Source organism: Streptomyces sp. NPDC006529, from assembly GCF_040611795.1.
Lineage (GTDB): Bacteria > Actinomycetota > Actinomycetes > Streptomycetales > Streptomycetaceae > Streptomyces.
On the sequence record NZ_JBEXPB010000024.1, the window covers coordinates 21,056 to 41,248 of the forward strand.

At 73.3% G+C, this 20,193-nt stretch carries 18 protein-coding genes; 11 read left to right on the forward strand and 7 right to left on the reverse strand.

The window, feature by feature from the left end; all coding sequences use genetic code 11:
* Nucleotides 1–67: 67 nt before the first annotated feature.
* Nucleotides 68–754 carry a bifunctional DNA primase/polymerase gene (locus ABZY31_RS18180; RefSeq protein ID WP_356411493.1) on the reverse strand — a complete coding sequence of 229 codons (687 nt, stop codon included), beginning with the start codon at nucleotides 752–754 and terminating at the stop codon, nucleotides 68–70.
* 294 nt (nucleotides 755–1,048) lie between these two features.
* Here ABZY31_RS18180 and ABZY31_RS18185 point away from each other — a divergent pair, with 294 nt between their 5' ends.
* On the forward strand, nucleotides 1,049–2,431 hold the full coding sequence (locus ABZY31_RS18185; protein WP_356411310.1) for a transcriptional regulator: 1,383 nt from the start codon (nucleotides 1,049–1,051) through the stop codon (nucleotides 2,429–2,431).
* Between the two features lie 128 nt (nucleotides 2,432–2,559).
* Nucleotides 2,560–4,005, forward strand: coding sequence for a hypothetical protein (locus ABZY31_RS18190; protein WP_356411313.1), 1,446 nt, complete (start codon nucleotides 2,560–2,562; stop codon nucleotides 4,003–4,005).
* A 110-nt stretch (nucleotides 4,006–4,115) separates the two neighbouring features.
* Here ABZY31_RS18190 and ABZY31_RS18195 read toward each other — a convergent pair whose 3' ends face one another.
* Nucleotides 4,116–5,474 (reverse strand): ABC transporter substrate-binding protein, encoded by a 1,359-nt coding sequence (locus tag ABZY31_RS18195; protein ID WP_356411315.1) that lies wholly within the window; start codon nucleotides 5,472–5,474, stop codon nucleotides 4,116–4,118.
* Nucleotides 5,475–5,704: 230 nt separating this feature from the next.
* Here ABZY31_RS18195 and ABZY31_RS18200 point away from each other — a divergent pair, with 230 nt between their 5' ends.
* Both ABZY31_RS18200 and purU read left to right on the forward strand, forming a co-directional pair.
* Complete coding sequence (locus tag ABZY31_RS18200; RefSeq protein ID WP_356411496.1) at nucleotides 5,705–6,151, forward strand: hypothetical protein; 447 nt, start codon at nucleotides 5,705–5,707, stop codon at nucleotides 6,149–6,151.
* A 40-nt stretch (nucleotides 6,152–6,191) separates the two neighbouring features.
* Nucleotides 6,192–7,085 (forward strand): formyltetrahydrofolate deformylase, encoded by an 894-nt coding sequence (gene purU / locus ABZY31_RS18205; protein ID WP_356411318.1) that lies wholly within the window; start codon nucleotides 6,192–6,194, stop codon nucleotides 7,083–7,085.
* A gap of 64 nt (nucleotides 7,086–7,149) precedes the next feature.
* Here purU and ABZY31_RS18210 read toward each other — a convergent pair whose 3' ends face one another.
* Nucleotides 7,150–8,598: a zf-HC2 domain-containing protein gene (locus ABZY31_RS18210; RefSeq protein ID WP_356411321.1), complete on the reverse strand. Its 1,449-nt coding sequence runs from the start codon at nucleotides 8,596–8,598 to the stop codon at nucleotides 7,150–7,152.
* Nucleotides 8,595–9,158, reverse strand: a complete 564-nt coding sequence (locus tag ABZY31_RS18215; RefSeq protein ID WP_356411323.1) for a sigma factor — start codon at nucleotides 9,156–9,158, stop codon at nucleotides 8,595–8,597. The genes ABZY31_RS18210 and ABZY31_RS18215 overlap by 4 nt, the downstream gene beginning before the upstream one ends.
* Nucleotides 9,159–9,434: 276 nt before the next feature.
* On the opposite strand from ABZY31_RS18215, the gene ABZY31_RS18220 reads away from it, so the two are divergent.
* On the forward strand, nucleotides 9,435–9,965 hold the full coding sequence (locus ABZY31_RS18220; protein WP_356411325.1) for an EF-hand domain-containing protein: 531 nt from the start codon (nucleotides 9,435–9,437) through the stop codon (nucleotides 9,963–9,965).
* Between the two features lie 74 nt (nucleotides 9,966–10,039).
* Here ABZY31_RS18220 and ABZY31_RS18225 read toward each other — a convergent pair whose 3' ends face one another.
* Nucleotides 10,040–11,026, reverse strand: coding sequence for a DUF5937 family protein (locus tag ABZY31_RS18225; protein ID WP_356411499.1), 987 nt, complete (start codon nucleotides 11,024–11,026; stop codon nucleotides 10,040–10,042).
* An 83-nt stretch (nucleotides 11,027–11,109) separates the two neighbouring features.
* Between ABZY31_RS18225 and ABZY31_RS18230 the strand changes: the two genes are divergently transcribed.
* Nucleotides 11,110–12,147 (forward strand): aldo/keto reductase, encoded by a 1,038-nt coding sequence (locus ABZY31_RS18230; RefSeq protein WP_356411328.1) that lies wholly within the window; start codon nucleotides 11,110–11,112, stop codon nucleotides 12,145–12,147.
* A 61-nt stretch (nucleotides 12,148–12,208) separates the two neighbouring features.
* Here ABZY31_RS18230 and ABZY31_RS18235 read toward each other — a convergent pair whose 3' ends face one another.
* Nucleotides 12,209–13,771, reverse strand: a complete 1,563-nt coding sequence (locus tag ABZY31_RS18235; protein WP_356411331.1) for an AMP-binding protein — start codon at nucleotides 13,769–13,771, stop codon at nucleotides 12,209–12,211.
* 158 nt (nucleotides 13,772–13,929) lie between these two features.
* On the opposite strand from ABZY31_RS18235, the gene ABZY31_RS18240 reads away from it, so the two are divergent.
* The 4 genes from ABZY31_RS18240 to ABZY31_RS18255 all read left to right on the forward strand — a co-directional run bounded on the left by ABZY31_RS18240 (nucleotide 13,930) and on the right by ABZY31_RS18255 (nucleotide 18,060).
* Entirely contained in the window at nucleotides 13,930–15,141 is a 1,212-nt protein-coding gene (locus ABZY31_RS18240; protein ID WP_356411334.1) for an amidohydrolase family protein, read from the forward strand.
* A 5-nt stretch (nucleotides 15,142–15,146) separates the two neighbouring features.
* Nucleotides 15,147–16,307 (forward strand): acyl-CoA dehydrogenase, encoded by a 1,161-nt coding sequence (locus tag ABZY31_RS18245; protein WP_356411337.1) that lies wholly within the window; start codon nucleotides 15,147–15,149, stop codon nucleotides 16,305–16,307.
* 8 nt (nucleotides 16,308–16,315) lie between these two features.
* On the forward strand, nucleotides 16,316–17,341 hold the full coding sequence (locus ABZY31_RS18250) for an acyl-CoA dehydrogenase (protein WP_356411502.1): 1,026 nt from the start codon (nucleotides 16,316–16,318) through the stop codon (nucleotides 17,339–17,341).
* A 257-nt stretch (nucleotides 17,342–17,598) separates the two neighbouring features.
* Nucleotides 17,599–18,060, forward strand: coding sequence for an ATP-binding protein (locus ABZY31_RS18255; protein WP_356411339.1), 462 nt, complete (start codon nucleotides 17,599–17,601; stop codon nucleotides 18,058–18,060).
* A 185-nt stretch (nucleotides 18,061–18,245) separates the two neighbouring features.
* Here ABZY31_RS18255 and ABZY31_RS18260 read toward each other — a convergent pair whose 3' ends face one another.
* Nucleotides 18,246–19,172 carry a cyclase family protein gene (locus ABZY31_RS18260; RefSeq protein ID WP_356411342.1) on the reverse strand — a complete coding sequence of 309 codons (927 nt, stop codon included), beginning with the start codon at nucleotides 19,170–19,172 and terminating at the stop codon, nucleotides 18,246–18,248.
* Nucleotides 19,173–19,268: 96 nt separating this feature from the next.
* On the opposite strand from ABZY31_RS18260, the gene ABZY31_RS18265 reads away from it, so the two are divergent.
* A complete protein-coding gene (locus ABZY31_RS18265; RefSeq protein ID WP_356411345.1) occupies nucleotides 19,269–20,189 on the forward strand; it encodes an SDR family oxidoreductase in 921 nt (306 codons plus the stop codon).
* Nucleotides 20,190–20,193: the final 4 nt, after the last annotated feature.

Below are 20,193 nucleotides of genomic sequence, written 5' to 3' on the forward strand. Positions count from 1 at the left end.
GCCGAATGTACTGGCCAGGACATTTCGACCCCCGGCCGGTCAGCGCCGGCTGGTCAGCCCCGGCTGGTCAGCCCTGGCGGGCCCGGGCCGCGGCCGCCTCGCGCCCGCACGCGTAGGCCAGTACGTCGATCAGCTCTTCGGTGTCGGGCAGCCACCGGTTCGCCGGGGTGGGGCGGCGGACCCACTGGACCTGGCCCTTGCCGCCGTAGCGGGTGGGCGGGGCGGCGACGTAGTCCCCCTCGCCGCGTGCGACGAGGTCGAGCGAGGCGTGCTGCCAGCCCAGCTTCCGCAGCAGGTCGGGGAGTTTGGCGCCGGCGCCGGGCAGGACGAAGAACTGCATCCGCCGGTCCGGGGTCGCGGTCACCGGCCCGATGGTGAGCCCGAGCCGCTCCAGCCGGGCCAGCGCGAGGAAGCCGGACACCTCCGGGACCTCGATCGCGTCGAAGGTGCGTCCCGTGGGCAGCAGGATCGAGGCGGCGGGCTGGCGCGACCACAGCTGGCGGACCCGGACCGCGCTGCCCGACGCGAGGGCCGCCCACTCCTTCACCCCCGGGTGCGCGCCGGGCCTCTCGCAGGTGGCGACCCCGCAGGAGCAGACCTCCCGGCCGTCCCCGGGTTCCAGCCAGGTGCCGGCGAACACGTCCCAGTGCCGCTCTTCCGTGTACCGCACGGCATGGTCCAGCAGCTGTTCGCCGCGTTGCTGGGGGATGGGCGCGGTCTCCGTGACTCCGATGGTCTCTTCCACGATCAGCACAACTCCCGTCGTCACCGGGAGTTACGGCCGTAAACCAGCCGTTCGAGGGAGCATCGATCCTGCATGTGGGGCGCACCGGTGCACGGGCGGGGGCGCGCGGGGGACCGGGAGCCGGGGGGTGGGTAGCGACACCTGGCAGCGGACCGGAGGGCGGCCGCCGCCCGCTCACGTGACGCCCCGAGTGCACGACCGGGTACGACTCACCACGTTCCGGGTGGTGTTCCGCATTCTTCGCAGATCAGCCGGGAAGTGATCACACGCACGATCACCCGCGGCCAGCAGGGGGTTTTTCTCATGGCAGCCAGGCCTCTCGTCGCCCGTCAGCCCAACGAACGGTTGCAGGCACTCATCCAGGAAGCCGGCTGCTCCAACGCCGGCCTCGCCCGTCGGGTCAACATGTGTGGTGCGGAGCACGGCCTCGACCTCCGCTACGACAAGACGTCCGTGGCCCGCTGGCTGCGCGGCCAGCAGCCGCGCGGCCGGGCCCCCGGGATCATCGCCGAGGCCCTCGGGCGCAAACTCGGCCGGACCGTCACCATCGACGAGATCGGCATGGCCAACGGCAAGAACCTCGCCTCGGGCGTGGGACTGCAGTTCTCCCCGACCGTCGTCGGCGCCATCGAGCAGGTGTGCGAGCTGTGGCGCAGCGACGTGGGCCGCCGCGACTTCCTGTCCGGATCGACCGTGGCCGCCTCCGCGCTCGTCGAGCCCAGCCGCGACTGGCTGATCACCGGGGCCGACGCCCAGGTGGCCCGTACGGGCGGCTCGCGCGTCGGCATGTCCGACGTCGAGGCGGTCCGGGCGACCACCGAGGCCCTCACCGACCTCGACCACCGCTTCGGCAGCGGGCACGTGCGGCCCGTGGTCGTCCACTACCTCAACAGCGTCGTCTCCGGCCTGATCGGCGGCTCCTACCGGGAGCCGGTGGGCCGCGCGCTCTTCGCGGCCGTGGCCCGGCTCACCGAACTCGCGGGCTACATGGCGGTGGACACCGGCCAGCCGGGGCTCGCCCAGCGCTACTACATCCAGGCGCTGCGCCTGGCCCAGGCGGCGGGCGACCGGGCCTACGGCGGCTACGTGCTCGCCGCCTCCATGAGCCACCTCGCGGCCGAACTGGGCAATCCCCGGGAGATCGCGCAGCTGGCGCGGGCCGCGCAGGAGGGCACGCGCGGGATGGTCACCCCGCGGGCCGAGGCCATGTTCTACGCCGCCGAGGCGCGCGGGCACGCGCTGCTGGGCGACGCCCGGGCCACGGCGGTGCTGTCCTCGCGGGCCGTGACCGCGCTGGAGCGGGCCGAACCGGAGTCCGGCGACGACCCGGTCTGGATCCGCCACTTCGACCAGGCCTACCTGGCCGACGAACTCGCCCACTGCCACCGTGACCTGGGGCAGGCCGACGCGGCGGGACGGCGGGCGGAGGAGGCCCTGCGGGCACTGCCCCGGACCAAGGCCCGCAGACGAGCCATCGGGCTGCTGCTGCTGGCGACCTCGCAGGTGCAGCGCCGCGAGGTCGAACAGGGCTGCCACACGGCCGCGCAGGCGGTCGACCTGCTCTCCGGCCTGCGCTCGAACCGGGGCGCGGAGTACCTCGACGACTTCCGCTCGCGGCTGGATCCCTACCGGGAGGAAGCGGCGGTCAGGGAGTTCAGCGCGCGGCTGGAGACACAGGTGGCGTAACGGACGCGGGGGGTGACCGGGTAGCGTGACCGACGGTTCCGTAGGTTCGGACGGTCGGAGAAGGAGTCCCGGTGACGCAGAGCGGACAAGGCGGCGACTCGCGGCATCCCGCGGAGCCCCAGCCCCCCGTGTACGAAGCACCCGTGTACGACGCGCCCGCGTACGAACCGCCGGTGTACGGGGCCCCCGCGCCGGGGGCGCCCGCACCCGGCGCGCCCGCGTACGGGTACCCGCCCCAGGGGCCGCCGCCCGGCCACGTCCTGGGGCCGGGGTACGAGGGCCCGGGCCAGCCGCACGGCTACGGCTACCCGCCGATCCCGGAGGCCGAGACCCAGTACATACCGCCGGTCCCGGCCCACCCGGGGCCGATGGAGGCACCCACGCAGTACATCCCGCCGGTCCCGGGCGCGCCGGGGCCGATGGAGGCGCCGACGCAGTACATCCCGCCCGTTCAGGCCGGTCCCGGTCCGGGTGCTCCCGGTCCGGGCGGCCCGGGACCCGGGGCCGGGCCCGCGATGCACGAGGCCGCGACCCAGTACATCCCGCCGGTTCCGGCGGGTCCGGGTCCGGGTCCCGGTCCGGGTGCCGGCCGGGGGCAGGGGCAGGGGCCCGCCCAGGGGCCGCCGGACGTGTTCGACGGCCTGTTCCGCGGCGAGGGTCCCGGGCAGGCTTCCGGGCCGGGACCCGGGCCGGGGTACGGCGACGAGCAGGGGCACACCCAGGTGCTGCCGCCCGTCCAGGAGCCGGTGCGCAGCCAGGCGCCGCCGCCCGCGCCGCCGTTCCAGCAGCGCCGCCCGAGGCCGCAGCCGCAGTTCCAGCAGCAGCCGCCGCAGTTCCCGCAGGGGCCCGGCCACGGCCACCAGCAGCCTCCGCCGCCCCCGCAGTTCCACCAGCCCGCCCCCTTCCAGCAGCCGCCGCCGGAGCCCGCGCGGAAGGTGTCGCCGGTGGTCATCGGGGTCGCGGTGCTCGCGCTGGCCGTGGCCGGGCTGGGCGTGGGCGCCCTGCTGGGCAACGGCAAGGCCCAGAACAACGACCCGGCCGCGGTGGACGCCGTACCGAGCGCGTCGGCCGGTTCCGGTTCGGCCAAGCCGCCGGCGGACCAGGCGCCCGTCGATCCGGCGCGCGCGCAGGCAGTCCAGCTCGACAAGGTGCTCGCGGACAGCAACGACAGCCGCGCCGCCGTGATCCGCGCCGTGGACGACGTGAAGGCCTGCAAGAACCTCGGCCAGGCCGCCACCGACCTGCGCGACGCGGCCCGCAAGCGCGAGGAACTGGTCACCAAGCTCCAGGAGGTGAAGACCGACAAGCTGACCGACCACGCGAAGCTGACGGCGGCCCTCACCAAGGCCTGGAAGTCCTCGGGCTCGGCGGACGAGCACTACGCGGCCTGGGCGGACGAGGCCGCGAACGACCGCAAGACCTGCAAGGACGGCAAGGCCAAGACCACCGGCCACGCCAGTGACGCCAACAAGGCGAGCGGCGAGGCCACCAAGGCCAAGGAGTCGGCCGCGGCCATGTGGAACAAGATCGCGGCCCAGTACGGCCTCACGCAGCGGGACAAGTCCCAGCTCTGAGCGGGTGCGGGTGCCGGGTGCCGGGTGCGCGTGCGCGGCGCGGGGCGGCGCGGCGCGGGGCGGGGGCTGCGGGACCGGGTCCCCGCGCCCCCCGGCCCCCTGTCGGCGGTTCAGCCGGAGCGCGGGGCCGCCTCCAGGGTCTGGGTCATGTCCATGGTGGTCTCGCCGGGCTGGGCGACGATCCGGCCGTCCTGGACGACCTGGAAGGTGACCCGGCAGTTCGCCATGCGGGGGAACCCGCCGACCGCGCGCATGTCCTGGTAGCGCCAGCTGAGGCCGGGGGTGAGGCCGCCGGTCTCGACGCCCGGCGAGTGGTTGAGGGCGCGGGAGACCGTGCGGCCGGTCACCTCCCCGTCCTTGCCGAGGCGCTTGACGATCTCGCTGAAGACGGAGTAGGCGATCCAGGTGGTCTGGGTGCCGGTGTCGTCCGGATTGACCCGGTTGTCGCCGAAGGCGTTCTCGGCGATGACCTTGCGCATCGGCTGCCACAGCGGGTCGCCCGAGACGGGGTACCAGCTGGTGACGTAGGCGCCCTCGAACTGGCTCTCCTTGCCGCCGGTGCGGTCCACGAGGGACTGGCTGACGCTGCCGAGGACGGAGGAGAGCTGCGGCTTCTTCGCCTGGGTGTCGAGGCGCCGGAAGGAGTCGAAGAAGGTCTCGGTGCGCTCGCCGAGGACGGCCGCCACGCACCCTCCGTCCTTGTCCGATGCCGCCGCGGCGGTCTTCTCCCTGTCTTTGTCCTTCTCCTTGCCCTTGCTCTTGGCGGCCTCGGTGAGGGCCGCGCGCGCCTCGTCGACGTAGTTCGCGGAGTCCTCGGGCGCCCGGACGTCGGCGGCCTCGCGCTGCGGCTTGACCGCCTTGAACCCGGCGTTGAGGAGGATCGGCATGGAGTCGCCCGCGAGGGTGTCGGGCCGTACGAGCGCCACGTCGTCGCAGGCCTTGCCCAGCTGGTGCCCGGCCCCGGCGAGGAGGACGGGCTGGCCGCCGTTGACGGGGTAGGACAGGGTGCTCTGGAACTCCTCGGCGGAGACGCCGTAGCCGCCGATGAAGGGGATGCCCTCGGCTTCGAGCGGGGCCATGAAGGCGCGGCCCCACTGGCTGTACGAGCCGACGACGGCCACGGCCCGGGCGGCGATCGCCTGCCGGGCGCAGTCGGCGGCGCCGCCGGCGGTGTTGTGTTCGTTGCAGGTCAGGACGTGGAGCTTGCGGCCGTTGATGCCGCCCTTGCCGTTGATCCAGCGCTCGTAGGCCTTGGCCATGGCGGGCATGCCGCCCATGTTGGTCGCCTTGGTGCCCTCGGGGGCCCAGGTCATGACGGTGATGGTGCCGCCGGAGCCCCCCGTGGCTCCGGGGACCAGTCCGCAGCCGGTCAGCAGACACGCACCCGCCACCGTGCTCGTCACCGTGGTCACCGCCCTGGTCAGGAGCGTGCGGGAGCGGGAACGTGAGGCGGTTCGCCAGTCGGTCATGACCCGTCACACTTCCGGGCCCCGGGGAACTGAAGTGTGAGGTGTACACAACATCCGGTGACACCCGCGTGAATTGCGGGGGTCGCCGGGGTGCGCGGCCGGGCGGGAGGGGGCGGCCTGCCGGGCGGGGAGCGGCGCCGGGGCGCGGCCGGGGGGAACGTACGATCGAACGCGTGACATTCGACCCAGGTCCGAAGAACTCTTCCCGCCGCGGCCGCCGCTCCTCCACCATGGGCGGCATGGCCCTCAACGACATGCCGTGGTGGCGCTGGCGCACCAACGTGCGCTCGGCTCTGCACATGCTCTCCGACCCGGCGTTCCAGGAGGACACCTGGCTGGCCGGTCTCGACGGCTACGGAGACGTCACCGACGCCGTCTACCGGCTGGTCGAGGACACCTGGCTCGACAGCTGGTCCGCCGAGAAGTACGTCGGCACGATCTTCCGCGACTCCCAGGAGGCGGCCCTCGTGGACCTCGCCGTCCTGCGGGTGCTGCGGATCCTGCACCAGGTCGGGCCCGACGCCCCGGTCTCCGTCTACCTGGAGCACCACGCCTGGCCGGAGGCGGTCCGGGCCGCGCGCGAGGCGCACGTACGGCTGGCGGCGGCCGACGGGGACGACCCCGACGTGCGGCCGCGCTCCCTCGACGTGCTGAGGATCCTCACGCGGGCGGCGTGATGATCCGGGGAGCGCCGCGGATGTGAAAGTCTTGCGGGTCATGAGCGACGACCCGCAGCAGAACGACCGGAATGACCGGAACGAGCCCCAGCAGTACGTACTCACCCTGTCCTGTCCCGACAAGCAGGGCATTGTGCACGCCGTGTCCAGCTATCTGTTCATGACCGGGTGCAACATCGAGGACAGCCAGCAGTTCGGTGACCACGACACGGGCCTCTTCTTCATGCGGGTCCACTTCTCGGCGACGCCGCCGGTGACGCTGGAGAAGCTGCGGGCCAGCTTCGCGGCCATCGGCGACTCCTTCCGGATGGACTGGCAGATCCACCGTGCGGACGAGCGGATGCGGATCGTGCTGATGGTGTCGAAGTTCGGGCACTGCCTGAACGACCTGCTGTTCCGCTCGCGGATCGGGGCGCTGCCGGTCGAGATCGCGGCCGTGGTCTCCAACCACACGGACTTCGCCGAGCTGGTCGGTTCGTACGGGGTGCCCTTCGTGCACATCCCGGTCACCAAGGACACGAAGGCGGCGGCCGAGGCCGAGCTGCTGGAGCTGGTGCGGGCGGAGAACGTCGAGCTGGTGGTCCTGGCGCGGTACATGCAGGTGCTGTCCGACACCCTGTGCAAGGCGCTGAGCGGGCGGATCATCAACATCCACCACTCGTTCCTGCCGAGCTTCAAGGGCGCGAAGCCGTACCACCAGGCGCACGCCCGGGGCGTGAAGCTGATCGGCGCCACGGCGCACTACGTGACGGCCGACCTGGACGAGGGCCCGATCATCGAGCAGGAGGTCGAGCGCGTCGCCCACGACGTCACGCCGGACCAGCTGGTGGCGGTGGGCCGCGACGTCGAATGCCAGGCGCTGGCGCGGGCGGTCAAGTGGCACAGCGAACACCGCGTTCTGCTGAACGGCTCCCGCACGGTCGTCTTCACCTGAGGCCGGCCAACTCCAGCCCCGCCGGGCACGCTCCAGCGCCACCGGCGGGGCTGGAGCGCCCCGGCTACAGGCGGCTCAGGGAGGCCGTGGCGAAGAGGACTTCGCGGATGGCTTCGCGGTCGCCGAGCTGGCCCGCCGCCGCGTCCTGCGGGGAGATGTGGCCCGCGGCCAGTTGGCAGAACTCGACGCCGTCCAGGGCGATCTCGGCCACCGTGTGTTCCGCGGAGGTCGCCGCCGCCGGGGAGTCCAGGGCGATGTCCCAGCCGCCACCGCCCGCCCCCTCGATCTCCAGGTGCAGCGTGCGGCCGGGGGCGCCGGCCGCGACCAGGCGTCGGGGCGGGGCGGCCAGCCCGGCGCGGCGGCGACCCGCCAGCGCGCCCGGGAGCAGCCGCGCCGCCAGGTCGATCATGCGGTGCAGGTGCGGCCCGGACGGCGGGTCGTACGGGTAGTCCACCGCCTCCGCGATGTCCCCCGCGTGCACCCAGCACTCGAAGGCCCGCTCCAGGAAGGCGTCCCCCAGCGGCAGCGCGAAGTCCCCGTAGGCCACGGCCAGCTCGGCGATCCCGTGCCCGGCGAAGGACACGGTCCGCACCAGCGTGTGCCCCTGCTCCCGCCACGGTTCGCGGACCTGGCGGGTGACGGGGTGCGGGGAAGAGCTCCAGAACCGCTCGGTGCGTCCGGCGGGGCCGGGCGGCGCGTCCGGGCCGAGCGGGTCGTCCAGCCCGAGGGCGGCCGCGATCAGGCCGTCGACGGTCAGCAGGTGGCCGATCACCCCGGCCACGGTCGTCCGCCGGGACCGCGGACCCTCGTCCTGGAACCACTTCAGCCGCACCGGCGTGTGCCATTCCGCGTCGCCGAAGTCCCGCAGCAGCGCGTCGAGCCGTGCCGTCTCGGTGTCGTACGGGGTCGCCCACACCGGAACGGGGATCCGGGCCGGCCGCCTGCCCAGGCAGTCCTCCAGCACCCGCGACCGCAGCAGCGGCTTGAGGTCGAGGCTCTCCTCGGGGCGCAGCAGGCCGACCGCGTCGCGCAGCCGCAGCGCCTCGTCGGCGCAGGGCGCGCAGGCGGTGAGGTGGTCCTCGACGGCCTCGGTCTCCTCCGCCGAGCACGCGGCGAGCGCCCACGCGCCGAGCAGGGACTTCAGCACGGCGTGCGTGGGCGGCGCGCCGGGGCGTACGGGAGGCGGCGGTTCGGCGGCCGGGGGCGGCTCCGGGCCGGCCTGCGGCGGCTGGGGGCCGAGGGCCTGCGGCGGCTCCCGGTCGTCGGCCTCCGGCAGTTCACGGTCCGCCTCCGCAGCCTCGCGGTCGGCCTCCGCAGCCTCACGGTCCCCCTCCGGGGACCCCTGGTCGGCGTCCGGCGGCTCGCGGTCGGCCGCCGGCGGCAGGGACGTGACCGGGGGCAGCCGGTCCCAGTCGTCGGCGGCTCCGCGCGGGCCGGGTATCCAGGCGCCGGCGCCGGAACGGTCGCCGCGCCCGTCGTACGCGTCGTCGGGTGACTCGGCGGGGCCGTTCATCGGCTGCTTCCGTATCCGGGCGGGGAGAGGTCTTCCTGCGGCAGGTGGTGGGCGGTGGAAAGGAGTTGCAGGCCGAGCCGCAGTCGGCGGCGCGCCTCGTCCTCGCTGATCCGCAGATCGGAGGCCGCCTGGCGGTAGTCGCGCCGCTTGAAGTAGGCGAGTTCGAGGGCGGCCCGCAGGGGAGCGGGCATCGAGGTGACGATGTAGTCGGCGCGGGCGGCGACGTTGGCGCTGCGGACCTTCTGTTCCAGTTCCTCGCGCGAGCCGCGGCCCAGTTCCGCCTGGCGCAGCCGGGCGACGGCCCGGCCCTGGGTGATCCGGGCGACCCAGGAACGCATGGAGCCCTGCTTGGGGTCGTAGGCGTCCGGGTTCTCCCAGATGTAGCCGAAGACTTCGCGGGTGATGCGGTCCGCGGCCTTCTCGTCGCGCAGTACGCGGTGGGCGAGGCTGTGGACGAGCGACGCGAAGCGGTCGTACAGCTCTCCGAGCGCGGCGGCCTCCCCGCGCGCGAGCCGCTGCTGCATCCGGCGGTCCCAGCGGGGTGGTGCGTCCTTCGCCATCGTGCCCCCAGCCGTGTGTCGACTCCTCGAATGTAGTGGGCACATGGCCCGCGCGCCTGTTTTGGGGCAAGCCCGCCCCGCAAGCGCACCCTCCGTGGTAAAGGACCCGACGCTGCGTCATGGGCACATCCGTACGCGCCCCGTCGCGCTTCCCGTGCGCGGGTTCGATGCGGCCACCTGCTTGCCGACTTCGCTTAACGCGCAGGCCACCGAGGCCTTACGCTTCCGCCTGTCTTGATCTGAACCCCACCGCACACGTGAAGGCGGAAGCCGAAGATGGACAGCGCAGAGTACGAGCGCAAGATCGCCGCCCGATTCGCCACTTTCGACCAGGACGGCAACGGCTATATCGATCGCGAGGACTTCAGCGCGGCCGCCAAGGCCGTACTGGCCGAATTCGGTACGGCGGCCCGATGCGACAAGGGCCAGGCCGTCTTCAACGGCGCCGAGGCCTTCTGGCAGGGCATGGCCGGGATCGCCGACGTGGACGGTGACCAGCGGGTGACCCGCGAGGAGTTCATCACCGGCGCGGCCAAACGGCTGCGGGACTCTCCAGAGCGGTTCGCCGAGATCGCCCGCCCCTTCCTGCACGCGGTCATCGCGGTGGCCGCGGACGCGGACGCCGGGGGCGGCCCGGGCACCAGCCCGGAGGCGGCGGCGCGCGTGCTGCGCGTCCTCGGCACCGAGCCGGAGCTGGCCACCCGCGTGGCGGCGGCCCTCGACACCGACGGCGACGGCCTGATCTCCGAGGACGAGATCCTCACCGCCTTCGCGGGCTACTGCGGCGTGGCGGCCCCGGACGCCTGAACCGGCGGGTGTGCAGGCCCCGCGCCGTACGCCGTTCAGCGGACACCCGGGTACGCCCGCGCCCGCCCGCGCGTCTAGCCGGAGGCGGAGGCGGCCCGGAGCAGGGTGTCGGCGGCGGCCGTGCGCGCGTACAGGACCGAGCGCCCGGCCCGGTGCGCGCTGACCAGACCGGCCCGCCGCAGTGCGCCCAGGTACTGGGAGACCGCGGCCGGGGACAGACCGGTGCGGTGGGCCAGCTGCGTGGTGGACGCGGGCGTGTCCAGCTCGGTCAGCAGACGCGTCCGCGACCTGCCGAGTACGGCGCTCAGCGCTTCCGGGTCGGCGGCGGGCCCGGGCGCCCACAGTGAGCCGGTACCGCGCGCGGGGTAGGCGAGTTGCGGCGGATCGGGCGGGACCTGGGTCGTCAGCAGGCGCGGCCCGGTGAAGGCCGAGGGGACCAGCAGCATGCCCGGGCCGGTGGTGGTCCGCGGCATGGGCCTGCCGCGGCGGGTCAGGTGGAGCGCGCTGCCGTCCCACCGCACCGACGCGTGCAGTTCGTTCAGGACCTCGCCCGCGCCGTGCGCGGCGACCCGGCGGGCCCGGTGCAGGACGTCGGTGTCGAGCACCGCGCGGATCCGCGCCCAGTAGGGGGCGAGCGCCAGGTCCCAGTAGGCGCCGATCTCCTGGGTGACGCGGGCCAGCCGGGCCGGCGGGTCGTGGTGCAGGGAGCGCAGCCGCGGACCGGGGGGTCCCTGGTGGTGTGCGAGGTGGTCGAGGTCGCGGCGCACCCGCTCGGCGGAGGCGGCCCCGATCGCGGCCAGTTCCCCGGCCAGAGTGGGGGCGGGCCCGGTGGGGGCGGGGTTCAGGAAGTACGGGAAGAAGCCGGTCGGCGGGACGAGCTCCGCGAGCCAGCCCCGGTCCAGCCCGGCGGCCGCCACCCGGGGCCGGACCTGCTCGGTCCAGGGCCGGTGCAGCGGGGAGGCGTCGGTGCGGGCGGACAACAGCCGGAAGCTGGTCACGACCTGCCACATCGGTGAGACGGCGAAGCGCACCTGTGCCAGGTCGCTCGCCGTGAAGGCCAGTTCCGCCAAGGCGCCCGCCCCTTGAGGATTCACACATGTCCGAATCAGTGGCGGTCACCCTATCGTGTGGAGATCATTCCGCCATGACCCCAGACCGGGCCCCGGACCGGCCCCCTCACCCCGCCCAGAGCCCCGCCCCGCACCCGACTCCGAAAGCGGCCCCGTACGTGACCTCGCACTTGACCCCGGCCCCCGCCCACGCCTCGGAGGCCGTCACCGCCGCGGCCTCCGGCACCTGGAAGCTCGGTGACCTGGAGGTCAACCGGATCGGCTTCGGCACGATGCGCCTGCCGCAGACCGGCGAGGCGCTGATACCCGGCGCCGTGCCGCGCGACCGCGGCCAGGCGGTCGCGGTGCTGCGCCGGGCGGTGGAGCTGGGCGTGAACCACTTCGACACCGCCGCGTTCTACTTCTCGCCGCTGCTGTCGGCCAACGAGCTGATCAACCGGGCGCTGGCGCCCTACGCCGACGACCTCGTCGTCGTCACCAAGGTCGGGCCCGCCCGTGACGCCTCGGGGGAGTGGACCGCCCACGCCGGTCCGGGGCAGCTGCGCGGGCAGGTGGAGGAGAACCTGCGCCAGCTGGGCCGGGATCACCTGGACGTGGTGAACCTGCGCGTCGTGGGCGACGGTCCGGTCGCCGAACGCTTCGGCGCGCTGGCCGACCTCCGCGAGGCGGGGCTCATCCGGCACCTGGGGCTGTCCAACGTCCGCCCCCACCAGCTCGCCGAGGCACGCGCCATCGCGCCGGTGGTCTGCGTACAGAACGCGCACGGCATCGGCGGATCGCCCGCGCAGGCGGAGTTGCTGCGCGCCTGCGGGGAGCAGGGCATCGCCTTCGTGCCCTTCTACTCGATCGCCGGGAGCGGCCGTACGGCGGGCGCGGCCGGGGGCGGCGAGCGGGGGTACACGGGCGAGGAGGACGGCGCGGACGCGGTGCGGACCGTCGCCCGCGCGCACGGGGTGAGCGCGGCGCAGATCCGGCTGGCGTGGACCCTGCACCAGGGCCCGCACGTCCTGGCCATCCCCGGTACGGGCGACCTCGGCCACCTCGCCCAGAACGTGGCCGCCGGCGCCGTCCGCCTCTCGGCGGCGGACCTGGCCGCCCTGGACGCCTCCTAGGGCGCGTTTTAAAAGTCCCGCCTGGCCTGCGGGCGCCCCGGCGCTACTTTTAAAACACGCCCTACGCGTAGCGCTCGCGCAGCTTGTACTTGAGGACCTTGCGCAGGGCGTCGTTGCGCGGGAGGGCGTCCACCAGCTCCAGCTGTTCCGGGAGCTTGTGGGTCGCCAGGCCCTCGGCGCGCAGGTACGCGGTCACCCGCTCCAGGGTCAACGGCTCGGCCCCGGCGCCCTGTTCGACGACGGCGCAGACGCGTTCGCCGCGCTCCGGGTCCGGCAGGCCGATGACGGCCACGTCGCCGACGCCCGGGAGCCGGTGCATCAGGTCCTCGATCTCCTTCGCGGAGATGTTCTCGCCCTTGCGGATGATGACGTCCTTGCTGCGGCCGGTCAGGACGAGGTAGCCGTCCTCGGTGAGGTGGCCGAGGTCGCCGGTGATCAGGTACCCGTCGGCGTCGAAGGCCGCGGCCGACTGGGCGCGGTCGAGGTAGCCCTGGCAGACGGCCTCGCCGCGCAGCCGGACCTCGCCGTCGGTCAGGGCGGGCAGGGGGGAGCCGTCGGGGCCGGTGATGCGGATGGACATGCCCGCGGGCGGGCGGCCCTCGGTGGTGGCGAGGTGCTCGGCGGTGTCCAGCGGCGAGCCCATGGTGATCATGGGTACCTCGGTCATGCCGTAGCCGTGGGTCAGCTGACATCCCAGCTCGCGGACCACCGCGTGGTAGATCTCGGGCGGCTTGGGCGCGCCCCCGCCCGCCAGCAGGCGCAGGGTCGGTATCAGCGGTACGCCGGGGGCCTTGCGCTGCTCGGCCAGGAACATCGAGTAGAAGGCGGTGGAGCCGCCCGCGATGGTGACCCCGTGCCGCCGGTAGCCGGCCAGCGCGTCCGGCATGGCGAACTTCTCGAAGAGCACCGCGGGGAACCCGTAGAGCAGCAGCATCACGGTGTAGTCGGGCCCGGCGATGTGCGCGAAGGGGAAGGCCATCGAGCCGACGTCGGCGGGGCCCAGGTGCAGGGCGTGGGCGAGGCAGGAGCCGCCCGCGATCAGGGAGCGGTCGGTGTGCAGGACGCCCTTGGGGTCGGAGGTGGTGCCGGAGGTCCAGTAGATCCACCGGACGCCGGTGCCGGAGGCGGGCGGCGGGGGCAGGACGGCCGGGTCCCCGTCGGGGAGGTCCTCGTACGCCTCGAACACGCCCCGCGCGCCGAGGCGTTCGGCCATGGCGGTGTGGTCGTACCCGCGCCGGACGCCGGGGACGGCGAAGAACTCGGCCTTGGACTCGCGCAGCGCGAAGCCGACCTCGCGGTCCCGGTAGAAGGGGATGACGGGGGACTGGACGGCGCCGATCCGGGCGAGGGCGACGGACAGCAGGACGGTCTCGATGCGGGTGGGCAGCTGCCAGGCGACGACGGTGCCGGGGCGCACGCCCATGCCGTACAGGCCCGCGGCGACGCGTTCGGCGCGCTCCCGCAGGGCGCCGAAGGTCAGGGTGCGGTCGTCGGCGGGGTGCTCGGCGGCCTCGATGAGCACGGGCGCGTCCGGGGTGAGGGCGGCGCGGCGCGCGATCAGCTCCCAGAGGGTGGGGGACCGCTCCAGGTCCCGCGCGATCGCGGTCACCGTGTCGTCCGTCATTACCGGCCTCCCGGTCCAAAGGCTGCTCGCGCCATGTATCTGACCCTCCGTCAGATACAGCGCAGAGCGTAGGGCTCCGGCGCTTGTCGGTCCAGGGGTGGCGGAGCTAGCTTGTTTCTGACGATCCATCAGATGCGCCAGCGAGGGGAACCGGACACATGGAACTGCCCCGGATCATCAGCGTCGACGACCACGTGATCGAACCGCCGCACCTCTTCGACACCTGGCTCCCCGCCAAGTACCGCGACCGCGGCCCGAAGGCGCTCACCGCGGGCATCGGTGAACTCGCCTACACCGGCGGCAAGTACGTGATCACCATGGACCCGGACGGACCGCCCACCGACTGGTGGATCTACGAGGACCTCAAGTTCCCGTACAAGCGCAACATCGCCGCCGTCGGCTTCGACCGCGACGACATGACCCTCGAAGGCATCACCCGGGCCGAGATGCGCCGCGGCTGCTGGGACCCGGCGGCGCGGCTGGCCGACATGGACCTCAACCACGTCGAGGCCTCGCTGTGCTTCCCGACCTTCCCCCGCTTCTGCGGGCAGACCTTCGCCGAGGCCCACGACAAGGAAGTGGCCCTGGCCTGCGTGCGCGCGTACAACGACTGGATGGTAGAGGAGTGGTGCGGCGACAGCGGCGGCCGGCTGATCCCGCTCTGCATCATCCCGCTGTGGGACATCGGCCTCGCCGTCGCCGAGATCCACCGCAACGCCGCCCGCGGCGTGCGCGCCGTGACCTTCTCCGAGATCCCCACCCACCTGGGGCTGCCGTCCATCCACTCCGGGTACTGGGACCCCTTCTTCGCCGCCTGCCAGGAGACCGGCACGGTCGTCAACATGCACATCGGGTCCAGCTCCCAGATGCCCGCCGCCTCCCCCGACGCGCCGCCCGCCGTCCAGGCCTCGCTCAGCTTCAACAACGCGATGGCCTCGATGATGGACTTCCTCTTCAGCGGCGTGCTCGTGAAGTTCCCCACCCTCAAACTCGCCTACAGCGAGGGCCAGATGGGCTGGATCCCCTACGCCCTGGAACGCGCCGACGACGTCTGGCAGGAGCACCGCGCCTGGGGCGGCGTCCGCGACCTGATCCCCGAGCCGCCCTCCACCTACTACTACCGGCAGATGTTCTGCTGCTTCTTCCGCGACAAGCACGGCATCGCCTCGCTCGACGTCGTGGGCCGCGACAACGCCACCTTCGAGACCGACTACCCGCACGTCGACTCGACCTTCCCGCACACCAAGGAGGTCGCCCTCGACCACGTCAAGGGCCTCGACGAGGAGACCGTCTACAAGCTGATGCGCGGCAACGCCATCCGGATGCTCGGCCTCGACCTCGACCGCGACCGGCGCCCGGCGCGGCGGTAGCCGCGGTGGACCTCACCTACACCGAGGAGGAGCGGGAGTTCCGGGCCCGGCTGCGCGCGTGGCTGGGCAAGGTGCTCCCCGAACTGCCCGCGCGGCCCTCCCCCGACGACTGGCCCGGCCGCCGCGCGTACGACCTCGGCTGGCAGCGGCGGTTGTACGACGCGGGGTACGCCGGGCTCCACTGGCCCGTCGACGCGGGCGGCCGCGGCGCCACCCCCACCCAGCACCTGATCTTCCTGGAGGAGACGGAGCGGGCCGGTGCGCCGTACGTCGGCGCCAACTTCGTCGGGCTGCTGCACGCCGGCCCCACCATCGCCGCCGAGGGCACCCCCGGGCAGCGGGCCCGCTGGCTTCCGCCCGTCCTGCGCGGGGACGAGGTGTGGTGCCAGGGGTTCAGCGAGCCGGACGCGGGCTCGGACCTGGCCGCCCTGCGCACGAAGGCGGTGCGCGAAGGGGACGAGTACGTGATCACCGGGTCGAAGATCTGGACCTCGCACGCGGAGGTCGCCGACTGGTGCGAACTGCTGGTCAGAACCGATCCGCAGGCCCCCAAGCACCGCGGGATCACCTGGCTGGCCATGCCGATGGACGCGCCCGGGGTGAGCGTGCGGCCGCTGCGCACCCTCGCGGGCTCCACCGAGTTCGCGGAGATGTTCCTGGACGGCGTACGGGTGCCCGTCGGCAACCGGGTCGGCGCCGAGAACGACGGCTGGCGCGTCACCATGGTCACCCTGTCCTTCGAGCGCGGCACCGCCTTCGTGGGCGAGGTCGTCGCCTGCCGCCGCACGCTGGGCGCCCTGGCCCGGACCGCCCGGGCCAACGGCCGCTGGGACGATCCGGTGCTGCGCCGCAGGCTGGGGCGGCTGTACGGGGAGTTCGGCGCCCTGTGGCGGCTCACCCAGTGGAACGTGAGCGAGTCGGCGCGCTCGGGCGGGGTCCCGGGCATCGGCGGCAGCGTCTTCAAGCTGCGCTACTCGCACGCCCGCCAGGAGCTGTACGACGCGGCCGCCGAGGTACTGGGAGCGGCGGGCGGGGCGCTCTCGCTGGACGAGGAGTGGACCCTGGACCGGCTCTCGTCCCTGTCGTACACGATCGCGGCCGGCACCTCGCAGATCCAGCAGAACATCGTCGCCGAGCGGATCCTCGGCCTCCCGAAGGGCCGGTGAGGGACACCGTGGACTTCCAGCTGACCGAGGACCAGCGGGACCTGCGCGCGGGCGTACGCGAGCTGCTGGCGGGGCGGTACGGGCGCGAGGCGCTGCGGGCGTCCCTCGACGCGGCGCAGGCGCCCTGCGGGGGCGCGGCGGCGGGCGTGGTCGACCGGGGGCTGTGGCGGGAGCTGGGCGAGGCCGGGTTCTTCGCGCTGCGGCTCCCGGAGGGCGGCCCCGACGGGGGCGTCGGGCTCGGGCTCGCGGAGGCGGTGCTCGTCTTCGAGGAGGCCGGGCGGGCGCTGCTGCCGGGGCCGCTGGTGGCCACGCACCTGGCGGCGGGGGTGGTGCCGGGCGCGGCGCAGGGCACGGCGGTGGTCACCGCCTTCGACCTCGGGGGGCCCTTCGTCGCGTACCTGGGGGAGGCGGACGCGGTGCTGGGGGCGGGCGGCGCGCGGGCGGTGCCCGACGCGGTGCCGGCGCGGTCGGTGGATCCGCTGTCGCCCCTGTACCGGACCGCGGAGGCGGGCGCCGCGCCGCGGGAGCTGCGGGACGAGGGGGCACTGCTGACGGCCGCGCTCCAGCTGGGCAGCGCGCTGCGGACCACGGAGCTGGCGGTCCGGTACGCGAAGGAGCGGGAGCAGTTCGGGCAGCCGATCGGGGCCTTCCAGGCGGTGAAGCACCTGTGCGCGCAGATGCTGGTGCGGGGCGAGGTGGCCCGTACGGCGGTCTACGCGGCGGCGGTGACCGGCGATCCGGGGGAGATCGCGGGGGCCAAGCTGCTGGCCGACGAGGCGGCCGCGCGCAACGCGCGGGACTGCCTCCAGGTGCACGGCGGGATGGGGTTCACCTGGGAGGCGGACGTGCACCTGCACCTGAAGCGGGCGTGGGTGCGGGCGGAGCAGTGGCGGACGGCAGCGGAGGCCGAGGAAGTCCTGGCGGAGGAGCTGCTCGCGCGGGAGCTGGGGGAGGCTCCGGCCCGGGCGTCGGGGCGCACACGTGCTGTTACGGCCGGGACGGCGCAGGACGCATGTCTGATTACGGAGAGTTGATATCGGTTTGTGTCCTTCGCGGGACTCCATACCGCCCGGAGTCGGGCATGTGCTCCGGTACGCTCCGACGAATGCGAGCGGTTGAGCGGCGCTGGCGCCGCACAGTATGCAGCACGCCTACTCCTTCGCGCGGGAATATGCCCGAAGCGCTTGTTGTGGTGACTGTATGTCAACCATGCTGCTCCGCAAGGGGATCACGGTCCGTGATTCCGTATTGTCGCGAGGCGATGTGTCCGCCGGTTCGGGTGGTGTGAGCGGTGCAGGTGCTTCAGGTTCAGCTTGAGGTCGGGCCGGATCCCGCAGAGGTCGGCCGAGCGCGCAGGTGGGCCCGGTCCCGCCTGGCGGGATGCGGGATGGGGGAGGACGAGCCGCTCGCGGACACGTTGCTCCTGCTGATCTCCGAGCTGGTGACCAATGCCGTGGTGCACACCGGCTGTCCGGCGGTGCTGCGGATGCTCTTCGGCGGCCCGGGCGTCCGGGTCGAGGTGGCCGACGCGAGCGACCGGCCGCCGGCCCCCCGGCACGCGGAGGGGGACGACACCAACGGGCGCGGCCTGGAGCTGGTGGACGGCCTCGCGGACCGCTGGGGCTGGCAGCGCGAGGGCGCCGGGAAGCGGATCTGGTGCGAGGTCGACCGGGCCGCCAGGGCCCCGGGATCACCCCCCGCGGACTTTTCCGAAAAATGTGATCAGGCGCGGGAACCGCACGTGTACCTCTAACGAGGTGTTGACGGACCGTCATGCATTGATCACTCTTGGGGGGAGCGATTCGTCGCGAGGGGACGCCAAGGGCAGACCTTGACGAGTGCGGGTCGTGGGGTGGCGGCTGCCGTGCGGCGCTCGGGGCGTGCACGGACGTGTGCCGCCACCCACAAAGAACGTCGGGTCCCGGGTGGTGGGCCCGGTCAGAGGACGGCCACCGGGGCGACCGGTGTGCCCGTCCCGCCGACGAAGGGCTCCGGCATGGCCGAGAGCAGGAACGAATACTTCCGTTCTTCTCCACAGGCTGTGGACAACTTTTCGAGATTCCAGTTCTGACCCTGGTGCATGCCCATCTCGACGAGGTCGAGCGCGTGCACCGGGAGCCACAGGTTCTCGATCTCCGGCGGGAAGATCTCGAAGGTCAGGGTGTCGTTGGCCACCGCCGCGACGTCCCGCGCGTGGAACCACTCGGGGGTGCGGACGGACAGGCCGGGTGACGGGTAGCCGTAGCCGTGCTTGTCGCCCGCCAGGTAGACCTGGACCTGCCCGGTGCGCACGAGGACGATGTCGCCGGCCCGGACGGTGACCCGGCCGAACTCCTCGGCCTCCGCCAGGTCCTCCGGGGTGACCGCGTGCCCGCCGGGCAGCCGGTCCAGGCCCTTGGCGCGGGCCACGTCCAGCAGGACCCCGCGCGAGAGGATCGGCGCGGCCTTGTCGATGCCGCTGAACAGGGCGCGGGAGTGCGCGGTGATGGTGTCGGCGGGACGCCCGTTGTAGATCTTCCCTGAGTGCGAGACGTGGGTGAGGGCGTCCCAGTGGGTCGCCGCCTGCAGGCCCATGGTCACGGCGTCGTCGCTGCACGCGACCGTGCCCGGGCCGAAGAGCTCCTGGTTGATCTGGACCATCGTGTGCAGCGGATTGATCCGGCCCGGGATCAGCCCGGCCTGGACGCCGTCCTCCCGGAGGGGCAGGGCGAGGGGGATCCGGCGCCCGGTGCGGATCTCGGCGGCGGCCGCGCGCACCACCTCGCCGGTGATCAGGTTCAGGGCGCCGATCTCGTCGTCGGCGCCCCAACGGCCCCAGTTGTTCACGCGCTTGGCGATGTCGTGGAACTCGGCGGGCAGGCCCATGGGTCGCTCACTCCTTGTGGACGGGGGCTTGTGCTGGCGCATCCGACTGCCCCTAGAATCTAACGGTCCGTCAGAAACAGCGGGAAGGGGCCGGGCATGGGGAACTTCTTGGCAGGCAAGGTCGTCGCCGTCACGGGCGCGGGCCGGGGCATCGGGCGGGCGGTCGCGCTCGCGGCGGCCGCCGAGGGCGCCAAGGTCGTCGTCAACGACTACGGCGTCGGCATCGAGGGCGGCGAGCCCACCAGCGAGATAGCCGACGGCGTGGTGAAGGAGATCCTCGCCGCGGGCGGAGAGGCCGTCGCCGTGGCCGACGACATCTCGACCATGGCGGGCGGACAGCGCGTGGTGGACACCGCCCTCGCCCGCTACGGGCGGATCGACGGCGTCGTGTGCGTCGCAGGCATCCTGCGCGAACGGATGCTCTTCAACATGTCCGAGGAGGAGTGGGACCCCGTCGTCGCCACCCACCTCAAGGGCACCTTCACCCTCTTCCGCGCCGCCTCCGCCGTCATGCGCAAGCAGGGCACCGGCACCCTCATCGGCTTCACCAGCGGCAACCACCAGGGCTCGGTGGCCCAGGCCAACTACAGCGCCGCCAAGGGCGGGATCATCTCGCTCGTGCGCTCCGCCGCCCTCGGCCTCAGCCGCTACGGAGTCACCGCCAACGCCGTCGCCCCCGTCGCCCGGACCCGGATGTCGGCCAACGTGCCGATGGAACTCAAGGAGATCGGCGAGCCGGAAGACGTGGCCGCGCTCGTCACCTACCTGCTCAGCGACAAGGCCGTCGCGGTCGGCGGCGAGAAGATCACCGGGCAGGTCTACACGATCGCCGGACCCAAGATCGCCGTCTGGGCGCAGCCGCGGGAACTGCGCGCCGGCTACGCCGAGGGCTCCTGGACCCCCGAGAAGATCGCAGACTTCCTCCCGGGGACGGTCGGCACCGACCCCATGCCGATGCTGGCCCAGCTGGAGGCCATGGCCAAGGCGGCGGCCGCCAAGGACCGCCCCAACGCGTAGGAGC